The organism is Peribacillus sp. YIM B13472 (assembly GCF_042788005.1).
Taxonomy (GTDB): Bacteria; Bacillota; Bacilli; order Bacillales; family DSM-1321; genus Peribacillus; species Peribacillus simplex_E.
The window spans coordinates 156,888-177,235 of the sequence record NZ_JBHZPG010000007.1 but is presented as its reverse complement, the minus strand read 5'-3'; the positions used below and the strand labels follow the sequence as shown (position 1 = coordinate 177,235).

Below are 20,348 nucleotides of genomic sequence, written 5' to 3'. Positions count from 1 at the left end.
CATCATTTTATCTAGGTGGTTTCGGAGAACTTACTTCTCCTCTATCTGTATCATTTTTACTGATCAATCGGGGCCGCTTTAATAATGACCAATGTGGCATACGAATGATGTTGTCTTTTTGATCTTGTAAAATGAATGGTGCATTTGGAGCTAGATAAGGCAAACCAAATGATCGTAAGCTATTTAAATGCAGGACCATCACGATCAGCCCCAAAATGATCCCGTATAATCCAAATGTAGCGGCAAGGATCATAAACAAGAACCGAAGTATCCTAAAAGCCATGGCCATGCTATTGGCTGGGAACACAAAGCTGCAGATGGCTGTTAAGGACACGATGATAACCATTGTTGCTGAAACGAACCCTGCTTCGACAGCAGCCTGCCCAATAACTAATGCACCTACGATGGAAATGGATGAACCGATAGCCCTAGGCATCCTCACACCTGCCTCACGCAAGATTTCAAACACTACCTCCATAATCATCGCCTCTACAAAAGCTGGAAAAGGAACACCCTCTCGTTGTGAGGCTAGACTTATGAGTAAAGGAGTTGGAAGCATTTCTTGATGAAAGGTTGAGACAGCTACATAAAGTGACGGTGTAAGCAAAGCAAGGAAAAAAGATAAATACCGTAATATTCGAATTAATGTGGCAATGTCTGCCCGTTGATAATAATCTTCACTTGACTGAAAAAAATGCACCATCAGTGCTGGAACGATAAGGACAAACGGCGTTCCGTCAACAAATATCGCAATCCTTCCTTCTAACAGGGCAGCGGCTACAGCATCAGGACGTTCCGTATTATATACGGTTGGAAATGGAGTATATACTTCATCCTGTATAAATTCTTCGATGTAACCACTCTCAAGAATCGCATCTATTTTGATTCGATTTAATCGGCTTTTCAATTCTGAAACCGTTTTATCATTTGCAACACCTTTTAGATACATAATCGCAACGTCAGTTTGCGTTTTTTCACCAATCTGTTTTGTTTCAAGCCAAAGGTTAGGATCTTTGATTCTCCGTCTTATTAAAGCAGTATTTGTTCGCAGCGTTTCAGTGAACCCATCCTTCGGGCCTCTTACTACCGTTTGTGAAGAAGGTTCCTGAACTCCGCGATCGACCCATTCTCTTGAGCCGAGTGCTATTCCTTTTGGGGAGCCGTCCATCAATAACATCGTGTCTCCCGATAAAACATGGTTAAAAAGTTTTTGGAAATCAGTTATTTCCCCTATTCCCCCTACAGGAAGAGTATGTGATTTTATCATTTCAAAACAGTCAGAGGGATTAAAGACCTCTACGTCCAAATCCGAGTTCCGAATTTCAATCATCAAAGTGTCGAGGATGAAATCTTGGACGGATACCGAATCCGTTAATCCATCTGTGTAAACGATGCCTAACTTAATTTCCCCATTTTTACCTGCTTGAAAATCCCTTATAACTATGTCTGAACTATTTCCTAACGTTTTCTTAATATGGTCCAAATTATATTGAAGATCAGAGGATATAAGTTTTGTTTCATCATTCTTTGAGTCTTTACTTCGATTTTCGGCTTGAACTGGATTTTGGTTTTGATTTTTAGTTTTGCTGGAGTTTGGATTTTTGCTTTGATTCAGGTCTTCTTGATGTTTTTTATTTTCCACTGATTGTTTATCTTCAATTAACTTCCTCAATGGGATAGGAACTCGAGATTTCAATGCTTCCCCCCTCATAACCAACAGCCTGTTAAAATTATGTTTTCACCTTGGCTGCAATTATATCCATTTAAGTAAAATAAATTAAAATAACAAAGAGCTAAATCTTTGTAGTACTTTTTTTGTTCAACAAAAAACGCTTATTCGTGAAGATCGATCATTAATTAAAGGTTGCTGAAGGTCCCTCGGAATTAGTGGAATTCTATGAGTAAATGCATAAATCGCCAATATTCGCATAATTATTTTGTTCTATTATCATTTTCGAGAGCCAAAACTTCTATTTATTTGTTGAACTAAGTGGCAGAAAGTTGGATGGTTTTGGGGCATAAAAACATGAAGAAGAACTCTGCAGACCTCCACAGAGTTTCTATAAGCTTTCAACTAATTTTTTTTGGGACAGGGCAACTTGCCTTTGAATAGGTGCATAGAATTCTTCCTTTAAATTTGTTCAATGTTTGTTTGTTTCCAAGTTTATAAATACCTGGTCTTTCAACCTTACTTCATAAATGTTTTGTTCCCAATTTCCCTGCCCTCTAGAAGTCGTTTAAAATTTTGTTGCTGGTGCATATGTACGAAAAAAGGCTACACCCAATAGGTGCTAGCCCATCCTAAAAAAAATTTTACTTGAAATGAACAATTTATGGTGTCAAGGCTCCGAATTCAAGATTCCAATGTAATATATTCAGCTCCATGTTCTTTTGCCCAATTATGTATATAACTGAGCAGACTATAACCAAGTCCACTAGGACGATGATTTACATCAGTAACCAAATCTTGTACAAAAACATAGCGTTCATTATATGAATCTTCACGCCAGCTAATACCTGCTAAAGCTACGATGCTTGTATCATGATATAAAGCAAATAACTGTTTACCCTCATTACGCATATCATTTAATAATTCTAGATATTCCTCTAAAGTCAAATCAGTTCGTAACTGACTCAAAATAGGATAAGCCTGTAAGAATTGATGTTCTACAGTTAACTCTACTATATTTTCCACTGGTATTTTCATACGAATATTCTCCTAACCTTTTAAAGTTTAATTGCTTCGCCTTCCCTTTATGAATCCGGATTAATTTTCTGACATATAACCAAGGGCAAATTGAATGTTAAATAAATGTTTTTCAATAATTGTGTGTTTAACAGATTCCCATTCTTTTCCTTTCTCTATAAATATTAAATATACACATAAGAGACATACACAAAAATAATATGCAAGAATCATACCAGTTCGAAAATCGCGAAGGAGCGCATCAGTGAAAAATTTGGTGTCAGTTAAAATAAAATACTCACTGAACATTAAGGTTCGGCACTAAGAAATTAATACTTTCTCTTGGACAAGAATTCGGTGATTGTATAGGCGAAGCTACGTAAAGGGAATAAAGAAATGGTGATCAAACACTAAAAGAGCCTTTACTCTAACTGTGCAATATCCTCTATTATTTGGAAAGTTCAAGAAAAAGCGTGACAAGTAATATATTCTTCATACGTATTGTTTTGTCTCGCTAATCCACTTTGGAATTTTCAGGGAAAGCCGAAAATTGATATTGAATGAAACGGGGATGGATTGTTGAAGAAAGGCAATTAATTTCCGTGTGAATAACTTTAAAATGAATAGCCAAAAATAAGGAGTATTAAGAAGGAAGGAACGAATAATAAGGTGAATAATAATGCCTGGCAGTTTCAAAATTTCATCACATCAATTGATGAGTTTAATCCTTTTGTATTCGGTAGGAACGGTTATTTTACATACTCCTTCTCCTTTAGCTAGTTTTGCAAAGCAGGATGCGTGGCTTGCTGCATTTCTTGGAACAGGAATCGCATTAATTTTTGTATGGTTTTACATCAGGGTTGGAAATTAATATCCTGATCTCGCTTTAGATCAAATAAACGAAAAGGTTTCGGTAAGTTTTTCGACGGTCCTATCCTCCGGGGAATTCAATAAAAATTGTTTATCACGATTAAATTTAAAAACATCATTAAAGCACCATGGTAGCCAACAATGATAACACAGATGTGAGTGGAGGATTAAAAAAGAACATCATAAAAATACCCCAAGATTCAATTTGCCGGGTTGCATCTGGCTGAATTGAATTTGATCGTAAGGAATATTTACGAATGAGGTGAGTATATTGAAATATAAAATAATCATTATTTTTAGTCTGGTTTTTATAGCATTCATGACTGGTTTACTCATCTTTTACCTCATTAAAGATGATTCTTCCCGATGGATGGTAGCTCTTGGGGGAATATTGGTAAGTGCCTTGCCCATTTCATTATTATTTGTTAAACATAATCCCTTTAATATTCCGATCATTATTGGTTATTATGTTTTTGTTTTCTGTACGACATTTTTAGGGTCAATCGCAAATTTTTATGTGGATTTTAAGTGGTGGGACTCTACCCTTCATTTCTACAAGGGCATTTTTATAGGTTTTATTGGAATTGCTCTCTATAAATTTTTCATCCCTCTATCGGCGAGAAAAGATATTTCAAAGTGGGTCATCTTTCTATTTGTTCTCTCACTTTCAGTCACTGCCTCTGTTCTTTGGGAAATCTATGAGTTCGCGGGAGATCTCACTTTTACTCACACCATGCAGCGAGGCGGTAATAAAGATACCATGTACGATATAATTTTCGGTCTTACAGGCGGATTGCTTATTTCCATTTATTCTAGTGTACAAAAAAATTATGATGATTTGTTGAGGTAATCATATGAATCGTAAGCTAGTTATTTCATTTAGTTTGGTCTACGTACTTTTCATGGCAGCTTTATCTATCTTTTACTATACAACTGATGAAACTTTCAAATCCCTTGTTTCGATAGGCGGTGTGGTATGTGGGGCAATTCCCCTTTTATTGGCCCTATTTACCAAGCTTCAATTCAATCTGCCAATTATCATTTCCTATTTAATCTTCTTATTCGGTTCACAATTTTTAGGATCTATTTTAGGTTGGTATGGACTGGGGTGGTGGGACACATTATTACATTTACTAAGCGGTTCCCTTCTTGCTTTTACGGGCATTGCTTTATATGAACGATTGGTATACAGAAAAGCAGGCAAAGAGATATCCCCTTGGTTTGTCTTTTTGTTTACCCTCTCTTTCTCAGCACTTGGTGGTGTCATATGGGAGATCTACGAATTCAGTTCTGATCAATTATTCGGAATGACACTACAAGGCGGGGGAAATAAAGATACAATGGTAGATTTAATCGCGGATACTATTGGAGGACTTATCATTGCAGTGTGGGCCGGAGTGCGGACAAAGATTAAGGTAAAGAAAACATGAAGAGACGTTCCAGTTGATTTTAGAAACCCGCGACTGTCTGCCATGACTCCTCGCCGTAAGCATCCAGCGGGGTCACGGCTAGCCAGTTATTCGGCAGGAGTGCCGCAAATATCTTCAATCTAATGAAGTTTCATCCCATATAAAACGAAAAGGGTTCGGGAGAGAACATTCCTAACACCCTTTTGTCGACAAACTGAAACGACCATCTTATCGATGGTCGTTTTTATGTTCATTTAAATATGATGGAAATTATTTTTTCCGTCGTCATCGCACTATCTACCACATACGTTCCAGGTCGTAATCCGTTGGCCTTGCCTTTCTCTTCAACCGCATCAGAAAACTCATTGGCATTTTTGATGACTTTTGCCTTTTGTAGGGTTTTACCCACATCGATGCTTGTCGAGCCTTTAGACACTTTCAGAACTGTACGGTATATTACTTTCTCTGTTGGCTCTTTTGCATTTTCTTTTTCAGCTTCCGCTTTATCTTTAATCGACTTTGCTTCAGCAATCTGATCTTCCCATTCTTTTTCTGAATGTATGACATACCCTTCAGAAGCCAGAGATTCTTTCATCTCATCTTCTGATAGTTTCTCTGGTGTGCCCGTCGCTTCACTTGGACCAAAGAAATACACTGCACCGCACAAACCTGCCGCAACAATGAGGCCACCGGCAAAGCTGCGCATTGATTTAGATGTCATTGGCCACATTTCTCCTTTCACTCTTCGTTTTAATGTAAGGAGTAAGCAAGCCTTCTATCTCATTTTCCGTCTGTTTTGTTTTCAGTGCGATGCTTTCAAATGAATAGCCTCGCTTATGTAGGTCGAGTACTTCACGCAACAAGTTCCGCCTTTCGGAAGACATTGCTAGAAGGCCTGCTTCTTGCACCGTAATTTCAGCATCTATCTCGATGTTCCTGATTTTTTCCTGTAATACATTCATTTCATCTCCAAAAGTGATAGCAACCTGTTCCAATTGACTGTCCACTTTTACAGAATCCTTTTTAATAAACGATAAAATGAACAGTAATACTGCTGCAGCAAACAAAATGATCAGAGCCCATTCCATCATTCTATGTCCCTCCTTAATCTTTGAATCTATTATCTCGCTTTCTAATTATATATTGATTTATTCAAAAACTCGATTTTAAAGTACTAAATACCACAATAGTCACGTATTTATGACAAAAAAAGGCGCAGGGTGGCCATCCATAACTATTAATGATGAAAAAACGAAAAATACGACTTCCATTTGAGGACCATTTTACCATAATTCATTCATCATTTATACCATTGTGTGTATATTAAGGCAAATGATCTTTATTTGGCCTCTTCATACTGCAAGAACTCTGTCTATCTGAGTTAGTTCAACACATATAATTGGCATTCCATTCATCACCCACATACGTCAATTTCGTTTATTTTTCCATAAAAAAGTCCATGGGGTATATTAAATGACAAACACGTTTCCAAACGATAAGATATATATTATCAGGTTCCTTTTCCTGTTTCATTGAATAGGTACATTTTTTTTAGTGCCATATACTTATTGGGTTCATGCAAGATAAAAAGGAGGAAACAATGAATATCAAAATAAATAATATACCTGGCTTCATGCAAGCCGAAATCGAACAACTTCAATCAAAATTGTCCCCCTTGTTGAAGAAAAATATGAAATACGGTTTTTTATCGACAGTGATGATAGGCTTTTCCATCATTAATCTTTTTTTTCTTTTATTTAAGAACGAATCTTTACCCATCTCGAAAATCGCACTTGGAATCTATGCATTGGTGGGAGCTGTAGGATTTGCCTTATTAAAAGAAAACAAACACAACCAAAGAGAAATAGTGAAAATGAGTCAAAAATATATGTTGGAGAGAATCAAAAAAAGCGGCTATTTAACAGATTCCAGAAAAAGTAACTACTTTAAAAGAGTAAATGAGCATCCGCTTACTGCCATGAATGTTTTTTTTGAGTTTCTTGCTGAAGAACAACAATGGAAGAACAAATCCTCACACCCGGAATAAATAAAAGGCAGTTCGCAAATTTAATAACTTTATAGGTCGTTCAAAAAGGTCATCACAAATAAAACAACTCAACCAGTATGATTCGGTATACTGCCGAATCATACTGGTTGGTTCCTTAAGAGCTAATAAATTCACAAATTCACTATGAACGTTTCTTTTTTAAGTGCATTCCAATTGGCAGCTAGTTAGTTCTGGAGGTTATTATCAATAAGTTCATGAAAATAAACGGCAGCATGTTCAGTTGGAGAAAAGATACCATTTGTAAATGCCTCGGAACTTAATCCTTTTTGCAATTTTTCCACCAGTTCAAAATCTTCCTGCCGTACTTGATCAACAAATTTAAAATATTCTTCTTTTTCTATGGTTGTTTTTTCATCGAGGGAGTAATCACGATAAATACCTAACGACGTCTCAGCATCAACAGGAATAACTTGAATGGTATTCACATTCCCGTCTCCTGGATAAACGTTAATCATCATATTTGGCCAAACCCAATAAAAACGTGCTTGGTCACCCTCACCATTCTTGCTTACTGTCATATATTGATAGGTGAATTTGTCGTGTGTCGTTGTGCAAAAGTTTGATAAATCAAAAGATTTTGCAAAGCCAGGATGAGCAATGGAACAATGATCACATTCAAGGTAATTGTCAACAACAGCTTTCCAATTAGCTTTAACTACACGGCGGGTTTCCCTAACTAGTTTCAGTGAATCAAAGAAGGGATACTCTTTCATTTCCTCTAAAAATTCCTGATATGCTTCTGCCATAGAAGGTGCATTTTTGTCTAGATTGACAAAAATCATAGCATTCTGAACTTCTAAGCGTATGGATTTCATACAGCTGTGTATGCCCAGTTCATTCGTTTTAAAATTAGGCGCTCTATAAACACTTCCATCTAATTTGAACGTCCATCCATGGTATCCGCATTGTAAAATTTTTTTATTTCCTTTATCGGAGTTTTCTACTTTCATTCCGCGATGAGGGCAAATATTGTAGAAAGCACGCAGTTCACCATCGGTACCGTGAGAAACGATAATAGGCTCTCCGGCGATATCCAATGTCATGAAATCACCCACTTTTTCAACTTGGCTTGCATGCCCCGCTAATATCCAGCTCTTTCTAAAAATTTTTTTTCTTTCTTCATCGAATACCTTCGGATCAACATACCTTGAATATGGGAGTGTAGGGCTGAACTGTACATTTTCTTTAGTGGACATATTGAAAATCCCTCCTGTATTATGATTTAATTTAAAGTTTAAAAAACGCTTGGTACAATTTATTGTTATACCCGATCCATATAGACTGTCTTAACTTCTGTATAGAATTCAACGGCGCTCTTCCCTTGTTCACGGCTGCCTGCACTTGAATTTTTACATCCGCCAAATGGCATTTGCGGTTCGGTTCCTGCTGTTTCCGAATTGACATGGACAAGACCCACTTCGATATCTTCAATAAACCTTTGAGCCGCCGTTAAATTATTCGTGCAAATTGCTGCGCTCAATCCATACTCTGTATCATTCGCCATCATAACTGCTTCCTCATAATTTCCGGCCTTAAACAGGGCGATAACTGGTCCAAAGATTTCTTCACGTGCAATGCGAGCATGCTGAGCAACATTTTCAAAGATAGCCGGTCGGACATAATAACCGTTCGCCAATTCCTCTTCAGTCGGAATCTCTCCTCCACACAGTAGCGTTGCTTCTGATTTCCCAGCATCAATCATTTCAAGCACGCCATCGCGTTGTGATTTAGATACAGCGGGACCAATATATGTTTCTTCGCTGAGCGGGTCGCCCACTTTTAATTCTTTCGTACGGGCGACAAGACGGTCACGGAATGCTTCATATATTCCTTCTTCCACAATCACCCTGCTAGTGGCTGTGCACTTTTGCCCAGTGGACTTAAAGGCTCCGCCTACAGCAATTTCCACTGCTTTTTCTAGATCAGCATCAGCTAGTACGACGAGCGGGTTTTTCCCTCCCATTTCCACTTGCACTTTCTTCCCATGTTCAATGGCTTGTTTTTGAATTTGCTGACCTACTTGATTCGAACCGGTAAAAGATATAGCCTTCACATCAGGATGTTCCACTAATGCAGCACCAATGATGGAACCCCTTCCGAATACACAATTAATGACTCCAGCCGGAAGACCCGCTTCATCAAATGCTTTTATCACATTATAGACCGACTTAGGTGTAAGATCAGCCGGTTTAATCACGACTGTATTCCCATAAATCAGGGCAGGCGCCAATTTCCACACAGGGATGGCAATTGGAAAGTTCCATGGTGTAATCAACCCCACCGGACCGAGCGGGGTACGGGTAGTGTATAAAAATGTATTGGCATTAGCCGAAGGAATCACTTCCCCAAGTGGCTGCCGGGCTTCAGCAGCATAATACTCAAGAATGCTAGCAGCTCGATTGGCTTCCCCCATCCCTTCCAAGAATGTTTTTCCTTCTTCCTTTATCAAATCCCGTCCTACTTTTTGCATATTCTTTTTCAAAATATCAGCTGCTTTCTGCAAGTATGAAGCCCGTTGCTGAAACGATAGTTTTTTCCAAGCAGGAAATGAATTTTTTGCGGCAGCCACTGCATCATGTAAATCTGTGGCCGCACTGGATGGAAATTCCCCTAAATTTTCTCCATTATGGGGACTAAGATTTTCCTTATACTCCCCAGTAGTTGGTTCTTGCCATTTTCCATTAATATAATTTAAGTAACGCATACGATTTCCTCCCACATTCTATCGATGGTAGATTTTCTTTATGGTTCACTTTGCCGGCATTTGAACAATAATTTCTATTGAACGAAATCATTGGGCTGTTCATTCGATAATGCCGGAACCCCTATTTTCCTTCTCGTATATCTAAAATAGTAAAATATATAGCAAGCAACGACGAAACCTAATCCCCAATACAACGAATTACGCTGTGTCGGGTCATAAGCGGTGAAAACGAAAATACCTAGACACATAAGAATGCAGAGAATCGGGACAAACGGGAAGAAAGGTACTCTGTACTTCAGATCTTCAACCTTTCCGCCTGCTCTGATATACTGTTTACGGAATCTGTACTGTGCGAACGCAATCGCCATCCAAGTAAGCACCCCTCCAACCCCGCTTATGGAAAGTAGCACAACAAATAGCGTTTCTTCCGCTATTACACTAGTAAGTAGCGACAGCAAGGCAAAGACCATGGTGACGAGTAAGGCATTAAAAGGTACACCGCGCCGATTGAGCTTTCCAAATGCAGAATGCGCCATACCATTTTGGGAAAGGGAGAAAAGGATCCTGGTACAAGCAAACAGACCCGTGTTCCCAACAGAGAGTACCGCCGTCAAAATTACAAAATTCATAATGTCAGCTGCATAAGGAATACCTACCATTTCAAACACGGTAACAAATGGGCTTTCCAGTACCCCGACTTCTTGCCACGGAACGATAGCCGATAGAACAAAGATTGCTAGGACATAGAAAAGCAGCACACGTATTACGATGTTTCGAATCGCTCTCGGAATGCTTTGTTGCGGGTTTTCCGTCTCTCCTGCTGCAACACCCATGATTTCCGATCCTTGGAATGCGTATACGACTGTCATCATCGATATAAACACACCAGTGAATCCTGAAGGGAATAGTCCATCAACTATAAAATTGGAAAAGAACGGGGCTGGTTTTGCATCCTCCATATGAATCAATCCAAACATCGCTGCCGCACCGATAATTATGAATAGAATAACGGCAAGTACTTTAATCCCGGAGAACCAATACTCTGTTTCTGCGAAACTTCTCGTTGTTAAAGCATTTATAGTGAATAAAAGTACCGTAAATATCACACACCATATCCATACTGGTATATCGGGAAACCATCTAGTCATGAGCAAACCGGCCGCTACAAATTCCAAGCCTACGTAAAGAGCCCAGCTCAGCCAGTAAATCCAGCCAATTACAAAACCAGTGGCGGGTCCAATAAATTTCGTTGCATGGACCTGAAAGGAACCGGACACAGGCATCACTACAGATAATTCACCGAGACAAATCATCGCCAAGTACATTAATAAACCACCGACCAAATAGGCAACAATCGCTCCTGAGGGTCCAGCTTCACTGATTGCATATCCTGATCCCAGGAAAAGACCTGTTCCAATTACCCCACCTAAGGAGAGCATGAATAAATGTCTACTCTTCATTGAACGCTGTAATTCTTTTGGCTGATTTTCATGTTCTGTTTGCATGAATTCCCCCCCGTTTCTGATTGATAAACTACCTGAACACTTTTATGTTTAACACAAGTTAACGGGAATTCCCCGAAAACGCTTCGGAAGGCTCTGCATATTCCGGCAAGTCGCTGATTGTCGGTTTAAATATTTCATAAGCTACTTCTCTTTGATATTTATTTTGGTTTTTAGCTTGTGTAAACAAGTGATACGTATTTTTCCTGCATAGTTTTTCAATATCATCAACGATAGCTTGTGGATTTGGTTTAACTAGTCCGAAAATAACCACATCATAAAATCTTATCGCCCCCAGGTTGGCAACGAAATCATTGACAACATCAATCCCTCTTTGTTTTATGATTTCGTCTCCTTCAGAAGAAAGGGGAATGTTTGCCGCCTCCACAATCAAGCTCGCTTTTACGCTTTTAGCATTAGATTTGTGGATGACATCCTCCAGTGCGGACGGAATTAAAATGTCGCACTCTATGTCGAGCCATTCCGTGTTTGGCCTTACATCATAATGCGGTTCAAAAAAGGCTTTATCCATTTCTCCGTACATGTTCTTATGATCAATGAGCTTTTGGACATCTAATCCTTCTTTACACGTTACCAAAAGAGCTGCATCGGAAATTCCCACAACTTTATAACCTAACTGGGACATTTTCAATGCACAGCTTGCTCCTACACAGCCGAATCCTTGAATGACAACTCCCGCCCCACCTTTTCCGCTTTTAAATTTCCATGCCTCATCTGCGGAAAATGCCACTCCATAGCCTGTTACGACATCGTTTAAAAACAACCCGTCGATTTTTGTCATCAACAGTTCATCGAAGTCTTTTATCCCTTGCAGAACATTCGGATTCTGCTTCATTGATTTCGTTAGTGGGATATCAATACCAAATTCATTAAATATTTTGAGCACATCTTCATATTTGGTACCTAAATCACTGCCTAAAGATACCCCAATATCTATATAAGGCATCATCGCAATCAGAAATCTTCTTAACACTGCATATGCATCTGGCGCTTTATAATCATAGGCAATGCCCGCTTTACAACCGCCAGTCGTCTCAGACTCACAGGCTACATACTTATAAGCCATAGCCTCGGCCAACCTTTCGACCTCTTCTCTTGTAACCGTTGGGTGCATTCTTGTACCGCCGCCTGTGTAGCCTTTTACAAAGTTATGGACGACCAGCCAGCCTTTAGCATCTGTTTCCGTATCATTCCATTCCACAACTAAATATGGTTTTAACAACTATGAAACCTCCCTTAAATATCTTGCTTTCATTGGTTCCTCCTAACCCCCAATGCAAACAATACCAAAGCAGTCATGCTGGTAATTAATTGTTTGATACCAGCTTTTCGTGTACTTCCTTCTTGTCTTGGCCTACAGATAGAATCTTTGGATTGACTGCGACTTCGATTACAGCCGGCAGCCCAGAAGTAATCGCCCTTTGCAGCGCTGGCGCAAAATCACTATTTTTTTCAACCTTTTCACCATGTGCTCCAAATAAGCGGGCCAATTCGGAAAAATCAGGATTAGACAAGTCAGTTCCAGCCACCCGATTTGGAAAATGCTTTTCTTGATGTACACGAATTGTTCCGTAAATATTGTTGTTGACAACAATTGATATGGTCGGAATTTCATACCGTACAGCGGTTTCAATCTCTTGGAGAGTCATCATAAAGCCGCCATCTCCTGAAATTGATACAACATGTTTGTGAGGCTGCGCCAGCTTTGCCCCAATAGCTGCAGGCAGTCCATATCCCATCGCACCCGACGTTGGCCCTACGTATGTGTTTTCTTGTTCAAAACGGTAATATTTGGATATCCATCCGAAAAAGTTGCCAGCATCATTAGTAATGATGGTATCCTTCGGCAGACAGACGGCAAGATCATGCATCAATCCGTCCATATCCACGAAGTCTTCTGTGTAGTCGGCCTTCGGTTCAGAAAATTCCATATATTTATCATGTAATTCTTTCAAATTATCTTCGCTTGAAATAATAGATCCTGGTTCTGGCGCTTGCAGTGCTTGTTCCAAGAAGCTCCTGGCATCTGCTTCAATGGCAAGAGAAGGTGCATACACTTTACCAAAAATATCGGGACAAATATCCACATGGATCAGCTTTGAATTTTTAGAAAGCAATGTGTAATCTTGTGTTCCTACTTGAGAGAATCGTGTCCCTAATGCCAAAACTACATCTGCATCCCGGATTGCATCAAGTAAATATTGTGGTGTCCCAAACCCAAGCCATCCTGCATAACAAGGATGTGAGTTCGGAAACGCGTCAAATCGACGGAAAGCTGTAACGACAGGAAGTTTCATTGCCTCCACAAACTGTACAAGCAACCTGTTGGCCTTAGCACGAATCACGCCTCCACCAGCAATCAATACGGGACGCTCCGCATTTCGTATCATATCCATCGCCTGCTTCACATCTTCCATATGTGGTTGAGGAGGAAGCGAGCGATAAGAAGGATTTATGTTCAACTCTGCCTCATCTTCTAACATGTCATGCGGCAAAGCCACCAATACAGGGCCCGGACGCCCCGATCGCGCAATATGGAACGCCCGTTGCAATAATTCCGGGATCCTTTCCACACGATCGATCTCTACCGTCCATTTACATAAATGACTGAAAAAACCCGTCAAATTCACTTCTTGGAATGCTTCCTTTTCTTTAAAAGGGCGTTCGACTTGGCCAATAAGCGCAACCAAAGGGGTTGAGTCTTGAGCAGCAGTATGAATGCCGATAGCTAAGTTTGTAGCACCCACTCCACGCGTTGCCATACAAACTCCTACCTCTCCCGATGCCTTGGCATACCCTTCCGCCATAAAAGAAGCACCCCCTTCATGCCTGGCGGAAATAAGTTCTATTTCAGGATGTTGATAAAGTGCATCCATCACACTAAGATAACTTTCACCTGGTACACAAAAAGCTTTTTTTACCCCTTCTTTAGCCATTACTTCTACGACCGCTCTTCCTCCACTGACTTTCATAATCAAGCCTCCCGCTTTCAAGTACGTGTTATTGTTCTAGTAATTTATGATTATATGAAAATTGGACTCATTCCCACCATCATTTAACTAGTTTTGTCCATTCCTGAAGCTTGTTTATTATCTTCTTCCATCCCAATTGATGTTTTTCTTGTAACGGCACTCACTCCCAACGTTACTGCAATGTTGATGAATAATACAGCTAACCCTACATCAATATCTTGTATTACTTGAGGTAGAGATGGGAATAAAGTAGCAAGTGTCGTACTTGAAGTAGTCGAGTATATGACAATTAGAATTCCAACGACCATACCGGCAAAAGCTCCTTGAACGGTGACGGGATTCTTTTTCCACAGACTAAAAAATAATGCTGGAAACAACTGTGCCATGAAGCTATATGCCATAAGATACAACGTAAAAATCGACTCCCCGCCATTAAACGTAAAATATAGAGTCACTATAGAAATGACAGGTACTAACATCCTGCTCAGTCTTTGAAGCTGTTCATCTGATGTATTCGGCTTCCACACCTTATATACATTTTTGGAAAGTATCGTGGCAGTAGCCGTCAACACGAGTGAACTAGGTATAAGGGCAGCCATCGCCCCTGATGCTCCAATAACCCCAACAAACCAGGGATCAAATGACATCTTCGCCATTTTAAATAAAGCTAAGTCTGCTTCTGCCCCCTGTAAATTCGGAACTTGGAGAATCGCAGAAAAACCAATAAATAACGAGAAAATGATGATTACTTGATAAATTGGCATAACCCCAGCATTCCAACGAAGTGATTTTGGACTTTTTGCAGAGAAAACTCCCGCCAACATGTGAGGAAACATATAGAATGCCAGTGCTGTCATAATCGTAGCTGAAATAAACCAAGAGATACTCAAACCTTGTTCCGGGAAAATCAATAAACCTTGTTTTGCTGTATCGATTGCTTCAAACATCGGCTGTAAACCACCGTAATAATGCAGAGGAAAATAAATCCCCATGTAGACGACAACAGTCAGAATCATGATATCTTTAATGACCGCGGTCCACGCTACTCCATGCATCCCTGATACAGTTACATAAATGGTGATCGCAATGACACTTACAACTATAGCCACATTTGGCGAAATGGACCCATAGGAGGCTTCCGATACGATAATTCCTAACCCTTTTAACTGCATGATCAGATATGGAATAATTGAAATGACGCTAATTACCGCCACAAGAATTCCTAAAGCCGGACTATTGTACTTTTTATCATAAAAATCAGATTGAGATATGACATTATTTTTTTTGGCATATCTCCAAATAGGCGGCAACAGCCAATAGGCGATTACAAAATAGAAGCAATTGAAAGCGTATAAGGCAGGAGGCATACCTGACCTATATGCTCCGCCGCTTGCCCCCAAAAACGTATATGTCGTAAACATTTCACCTGCTATCAAGAAGAAGAGCAAAAAGCTGCCGAAACCTCTTCCGCCAATAGCCCATTGTTCCAAACTCATATTTTTACCTTTTCGAGCTTGAAGCCCTAACCAAATACACAGAACCAGAAAGAAAAGGATAACAAGCAGGGCTTCATTCATCAGTCTTCTTCCTCCTCCGTTGCAGGATCAAGTTTATTAGCAATTATTAAAAACACTGATGTAAGACAAACCCATAATATGGCCCAAAAAAGAACAAATGGCATCCCTAAAACATAAGGTTCAATCCGATTAATAACCACAAGCGAGCCAAGTGCCGGTATTGCACTTATCACATAGATTATTTTCTTCATTTGTTCACCATCCTTATCAACAAATGCCAAACTTGAACCATTCGTTTTCTGAAAAAACAGATAATTTTTTCTGTATTATTACATTGACAGCCCTTTAGTTAAGGGCTCATTTACAGCCCAATTCGGTTTCAGGCCTGTAAGAACTTGCTCCACTTGCATTGCTGCATGCACAGCCATGCGTATTGAGCCTTCCTTCGTCAATGCCGCATTATGAGGACTGACAATCACATTATCCAATTTAAAAAGGGGGTTCCATTTATCTGGAGGCTCAACTTCAAATACGTCTATTCCAGCGCCGGCAATCTGGCCCGCTTGCAAAGCATTTACTAAATCACTTTCCTTCACCACACCGCCCCTGGAAGCGTTTACAAAATAGGAAGAAGGTTTCATCCAGGAAAACTCACGGCTTCCTATTATCCCTTTTGTTGTTTTCGTTAACGGCAGATGCAGGCTAATAACATCAGAGTTTCTGAATACCCATTCTAAATCTGTTACTATCTCCAGCTCCGAATTCGTTCTAGCTGTTACATAGGGGTCGTAGCCAAACACTTTCATATCGAAGCCTTGGTAAGCCTTTTTTGCCAGTATTCTACCGATTCTCCCCAGCCCGATGATCCCCAAAGTCTTGCCTTCCAAGTCCATGCCAAAAAGTTGATTACGAATAGCAAAATTCCCGCTACGCAGTTCTTTATCAGCCAAGCTTAAGTTTTTGGACAAAGATAAAATTAACGCCATTACATGTTCCGCTACAGAATTCGCATTTGCCTCTGGGGTATTTGTTACATAAATGCCACGCTCTGTAGCAGCTTCAATATCAATATTGTCCAAGCCTACTCCATACTTGGCTATTACTTTGAGGTTTTCAGCTGCTGTAATAACTTCTCTATTTATTACAGCCGTTGATCTCGTTAGTACTGCATCACAACCCTTGATTTCTTCCATAAGAATTTCTTGCGACAAATCAGATCCTACTTTAATCTTAAAGCCTTTTTCTACTAAATAACTTTTCCCCTCTTTCTCAATATCTTGAGGAATATACACTAAATGACTCACACATTCCCACCAACCTTTCATGTTAACCTTGAAGGAAAAACCTTTCCTACTACATTGTTTATATACAATTATTGTGCCAACATAAAAAACATCCGTTTCTTCAAGAAAGAAGCCAATTCGTTCTCAAATTAAGAGATAAATAAAGTAAACAAATTGTTTCATAATGAATTAATTTGTTTCAATCCGTTTCAATTTGTTTCAATATTCAAATTTTTCATTTTTCTCCATAAAGTCGTCCGACTCATCCCTAACTTAAAAGCAGCTTTTCCTTTGTTAAAATTCACCTTTATTAACGTTTGAACAATTCTTTCACGCTCGGACAAATGTATCCCAGGTGATATATCCATCTCTTCGTTTTGTTCCGAAAGAAGTATTTTCTGATTACTTTTATTCGGAAAATACATTTCGATATCGTACACATCAATTAACTTGTTCTTATAAAGAGCGCATAATCGCTCACAAAAATTTTGCAATTGGCGAATATTCCCTTCCCAATTCCCTTCACTCAGCTTTTTCATGGCACTATCCGTGATCTTGATTTGTTTTTGTTCCGAATGACCTTTCCGAATAAAAGCATTCACCAATAACGGAATATCTTCTCTGCGTTCCCGAAGCGGAGGCAATACAAGGTCCAGCACGCTCAAGCGATAATACAGATCCTCCCGAAAGTCATTACTCTTTACCATTTGCATGAGGTCTTTGTTCGTTGCCGACACTATTCTCAAATCAACGGGGATTACTTTATCATCACCGATGCGCATGATTTCACGCTCCTGCAGGACACGCAGCAGCCGGCTTTGCATTTTTGGAGAGATTTCTCCTATTTCATCCAAAAAAATCGTACCTCTATGAGCCAGTTCAAAAAATCCTTGCTTTCCGCCTTTCATGGCTCCCGTGAAAGCTCCTTCTGCATATCCGAAAAGCTCACTTTCCAATAAATTTTCGGGAAGCGCTGCGCAATTAATGGCAACAAATGGGTTATTTTTCCGATTGCTATGATTATGTATGCTTTGGGCGAAGATTTCCTTTCCCGTTCCAGTTTCTCCAATTATAAGAATGTTTGAATCTACTTCACTATAACGTTGAGCCGTTTCAATCGTCCTCTTGATTTCCGAACTCCGATACAATATATCATCAAATGTGTACTTCGCCACATGTCCGCGTGAATGAAGCTTTCTAAAGAACTTCCCTTCCATCTCTTGAATGCGGGTAACATCCTGAAAGGCGACCATATCCCCCACTTTTTTACCTTTTAAAAATATCCCAACTTTTTTTACCGATAATTGAATCGATTGGTAAGCAACGGTATCTTTTTCGTATTCATCGTCGCTTAAAAGCATATTACGAAATTTCCCGGGCTTTATTATTTCGTATATAGAATTTCCAATTAAGCTCCCCTTGGAAATGGATAATATCTCCTGAGCCGCCGTATTAAATACAGATATTTGTCCTTTTAAATCTATAGCAATAACCCCTTCATAGGCATAATTAAGAATCGTTTGGTAACGCTTGGTCTTCTCCTGTTCCCTTCTGCTGACAAGAGCCACTCTTTTTGCCTCAATCAACGCCTGCCGAAATGATTCCTTTCCAGTGTCAACCAGAATGGCTCCCAACCCTATCTCTTCAGCATATTTACAGGTACTTAAACCACTCAACACCACCTCACAGCCATCTCTGGCTGCCAAATCCACTAAACTGACTGAGGACTCGATATCATTTAATATATAGGACTGAATTGGCAAATCAACAATATCCGAAAGGTTTTCCACGCCATAAATCATGTTTAACGCTCCTATAACGGCCACTTTTTTACTGCCAAAACGTGCCTTGCAATCATACAGGGAACGAATGAGGTCAATACCTTGTACAGGTATATCAACGATTGGAATGAATTCATTACTTTCTTTTAATAGTTTCGTGATTAATCCCCTTGATATGATCACATCAGCATCCAGCTTCAACTTCCCAATCTTATCGGCATCCTCAACTACCTCCTCTAAAACAAACTTCACTGAACCGTTATCATTGTAGTCCGATTCTTCCAACTTGTTGAATTCCTCAAATCTTTCAAAAGCATCCGTAATATACCCTTTTCGAGGAACAACGAGTTTTATTTTTATCAAAACACCCACCTCCAACGTAAATCATTTTGGTTTATTGGATATAAGCTCAAGCAACCTGTTATTTATTCTAGACCTTGTCATACAAGGACTTGATATAATCTGGTAAGCTAAGAATGCCGCAAAGTTTTCATTCAACCGCAATAGGAAAAGTAACGTCAAGTACAATTGAGACTTTGAAAATAGTAATTCTGCATTTCATTTAGATATTAGAATTCAGAAAATGACTTTGAAAAATAAAAAACCCTTTATCGTGGGTTTTTTCTATCATAAGGATTTCGATCGGTATTTAATATGGTCATTCAGGTCATTACATTAAAACTTGCTATTCTTCACTAGAATACGCTTTTTAACATTATCATCAGTATAATGATTCTTAAGGTGAAAATCATCATGAAAAAATCCTCTTTAATTTCTTAAAGTGGCATCGCCATCTACTCTATTTTCCATAATTCCCCTTCCTTTCTCGGTAATAGGACTATTCCTTTTATTCTTCATACAAATGTGGAATTCCTTTTGATTTTATAGTTACTGACAATAAAATTAGTCTACAAACATAATAACCCCGTTCAAGAAATCCTGAACGGGGTTATCCAATAAATATTATTTTGAGTTTTTGGGCATTGAGCTCAGTTGTCAAACTTCGTAAATCTGTTCATTCAAGGTGGTTTTACTTACGAACTTAAAAAGGGTCGGCGATGACAAGGATTTTCCCTGCTTTAATATCCTCCACATATTGATCGACTTCGGCTTCCTCCAGTCCAATATCCAATAACGGCTTTCTCAATCCGCCTGCTCCCGATGCTGCCCCGGCTGCGGCTCCGCCAAAAGTGGCGAAAATCGGTCCTGCTGCCAATATCGGACCAATTCCTGGTACGGCCAATGCACTCATTCCAATAAGCAGGCCTGTTAATCCGACAGCTCCGCCGGCTGCTGCACCAGCTACTAATCCATCAGTCTTTGCCGGGCCGACTTCCTCGGCTTCACTGGGTAATTGATCAATGTTTTTTGCCACTACTGATATTTGATCGGATGTATATCCTTGTTCCTTTAAGTTTTCGACTGCTGAAGTCGCTTCATTTGCATTTTCATATATTGCTATAAACCTCTTGTCCATGGTATCTGCTCCTTTAAAAGTAATGTATTATACAATACCCTTAATTGAGTTTTAATAA

Annotated in this window: 18 protein-coding genes; 4 read left to right on the top strand and 14 right to left on the bottom strand. The window is 39.4% G+C overall.

Translation table 11 applies throughout. The annotated features are described in order from the left end of the window. Window positions 1–7: 7 nt before the first annotated feature. Entirely contained in the window at window positions 8–1,615 is a 1,608-nt protein-coding gene (locus tag ACFX4I_RS08360; RefSeq protein WP_377420016.1) for a spore germination protein, read from the bottom strand. Window positions 1,616–2,353: 738 nt separating this feature from the next. Next, window positions 2,354–2,707 (bottom strand): GNAT family N-acetyltransferase, encoded by a 354-nt coding sequence (locus ACFX4I_RS08355; RefSeq protein ID WP_230300632.1) that lies wholly within the window; start codon window positions 2,705–2,707, stop codon window positions 2,354–2,356. A gap of 658 nt (window positions 2,708–3,365) precedes the next feature. Between ACFX4I_RS08355 and ACFX4I_RS08350 the strand changes: the two genes are divergently transcribed. The 3 genes from ACFX4I_RS08350 to ACFX4I_RS08340 all read left to right on the top strand — a co-directional run bounded on the left by ACFX4I_RS08350 (window position 3,366) and on the right by ACFX4I_RS08340 (window position 4,986). Then, entirely contained in the window at window positions 3,366–3,557 is a 192-nt protein-coding gene (locus ACFX4I_RS08350) for a GerAB/ArcD/ProY family transporter (protein ID WP_377419987.1), read from the top strand. Between the two features lie 270 nt (window positions 3,558–3,827). Beyond that, complete coding sequence (locus ACFX4I_RS08345) at window positions 3,828–4,406, top strand: DUF2238 domain-containing protein (protein ID WP_377419985.1); 579 nt, start codon at window positions 3,828–3,830, stop codon at window positions 4,404–4,406. 4 nt (window positions 4,407–4,410) lie between these two features. Next, on the top strand, window positions 4,411–4,986 hold the full coding sequence (locus ACFX4I_RS08340) for a DUF2238 domain-containing protein (RefSeq protein ID WP_377419983.1): 576 nt from the start codon (window positions 4,411–4,413) through the stop codon (window positions 4,984–4,986). 229 nt (window positions 4,987–5,215) lie between these two features. Here ACFX4I_RS08340 and ACFX4I_RS08335 read toward each other — a convergent pair whose 3' ends face one another. Then, the gene (locus ACFX4I_RS08335; RefSeq protein WP_230300628.1) at window positions 5,216–5,686 is read right to left on the bottom strand and encodes a hypothetical protein; all 471 of its coding nucleotides are present in this window, start codon (window positions 5,684–5,686) and stop codon (window positions 5,216–5,218) included. Then, complete coding sequence (locus ACFX4I_RS08330; RefSeq protein ID WP_377419981.1) at window positions 5,676–6,056, bottom strand: hypothetical protein; 381 nt, start codon at window positions 6,054–6,056, stop codon at window positions 5,676–5,678. Before ACFX4I_RS08330 ends, ACFX4I_RS08335 begins: the two co-directional genes overlap by 11 nt. A gap of 509 nt (window positions 6,057–6,565) precedes the next feature. Here ACFX4I_RS08330 and ACFX4I_RS08325 point away from each other — a divergent pair. After that, window positions 6,566–7,012, top strand: a complete 447-nt coding sequence (locus ACFX4I_RS08325; protein ID WP_230300626.1) for a DUF5392 family protein — start codon at window positions 6,566–6,568, stop codon at window positions 7,010–7,012. Between the two features lie 185 nt (window positions 7,013–7,197). Here ACFX4I_RS08325 and ACFX4I_RS08320 read toward each other — a convergent pair whose 3' ends face one another. From ACFX4I_RS08320 to ACFX4I_RS08275, 10 genes are all read right to left on the bottom strand, one after another. Then, entirely contained in the window at window positions 7,198–8,229 is a 1,032-nt protein-coding gene (locus ACFX4I_RS08320; protein ID WP_141993513.1) for an aromatic ring-hydroxylating oxygenase subunit alpha, read from the bottom strand. A gap of 65 nt (window positions 8,230–8,294) precedes the next feature. Continuing rightward, window positions 8,295–9,737: an aldehyde dehydrogenase family protein gene (locus tag ACFX4I_RS08315; RefSeq protein WP_377419979.1), complete on the bottom strand. Its 1,443-nt coding sequence runs from the start codon at window positions 9,735–9,737 to the stop codon at window positions 8,295–8,297. Between the two features lie 74 nt (window positions 9,738–9,811). Then, window positions 9,812–11,242, bottom strand: a complete 1,431-nt coding sequence (locus tag ACFX4I_RS08310; RefSeq protein WP_377419977.1) for an amino acid permease — start codon at window positions 11,240–11,242, stop codon at window positions 9,812–9,814. Between the two features lie 58 nt (window positions 11,243–11,300). Then, window positions 11,301–12,482 carry a Glu/Leu/Phe/Val family dehydrogenase gene (locus ACFX4I_RS08305; RefSeq protein ID WP_377419975.1) on the bottom strand — a complete coding sequence of 394 codons (1,182 nt, stop codon included), beginning with the start codon at window positions 12,480–12,482 and terminating at the stop codon, window positions 11,301–11,303. A gap of 85 nt (window positions 12,483–12,567) precedes the next feature. Then, on the bottom strand, window positions 12,568–14,232 hold the full coding sequence (locus ACFX4I_RS08300) for a thiamine pyrophosphate-dependent enzyme (protein ID WP_377419973.1): 1,665 nt from the start codon (window positions 14,230–14,232) through the stop codon (window positions 12,568–12,570). Between the two features lie 83 nt (window positions 14,233–14,315). Beyond that, window positions 14,316–15,809, bottom strand: a complete 1,494-nt coding sequence (locus ACFX4I_RS08295) for a sodium:solute symporter family protein (RefSeq protein WP_377419971.1) — start codon at window positions 15,807–15,809, stop codon at window positions 14,316–14,318. Continuing rightward, window positions 15,809–16,000: a DUF3311 domain-containing protein gene (locus ACFX4I_RS08290; RefSeq protein ID WP_034307824.1), complete on the bottom strand. Its 192-nt coding sequence runs from the start codon at window positions 15,998–16,000 to the stop codon at window positions 15,809–15,811. The genes ACFX4I_RS08295 and ACFX4I_RS08290 overlap by 1 nt, the downstream gene beginning before the upstream one ends. 78 nt (window positions 16,001–16,078) lie before the next feature. Continuing rightward, on the bottom strand, window positions 16,079–17,053 hold the full coding sequence (locus ACFX4I_RS08285) for a hydroxyacid dehydrogenase (RefSeq protein WP_377419969.1): 975 nt from the start codon (window positions 17,051–17,053) through the stop codon (window positions 16,079–16,081). 188 nt (window positions 17,054–17,241) lie between these two features. After that, a complete protein-coding gene (locus ACFX4I_RS08280; protein WP_377419967.1) occupies window positions 17,242–19,176 on the bottom strand; it encodes a sigma 54-interacting transcriptional regulator in 1,935 nt (644 codons plus the stop codon). 679 nt (window positions 19,177–19,855) lie between these two features. Then, window positions 19,856–20,290 carry a general stress protein gene (locus ACFX4I_RS08275; RefSeq protein ID WP_377419965.1) on the bottom strand — a complete coding sequence of 145 codons (435 nt, stop codon included), beginning with the start codon at window positions 20,288–20,290 and terminating at the stop codon, window positions 19,856–19,858. Window positions 20,291–20,348 lie beyond the last annotated feature (58 nt).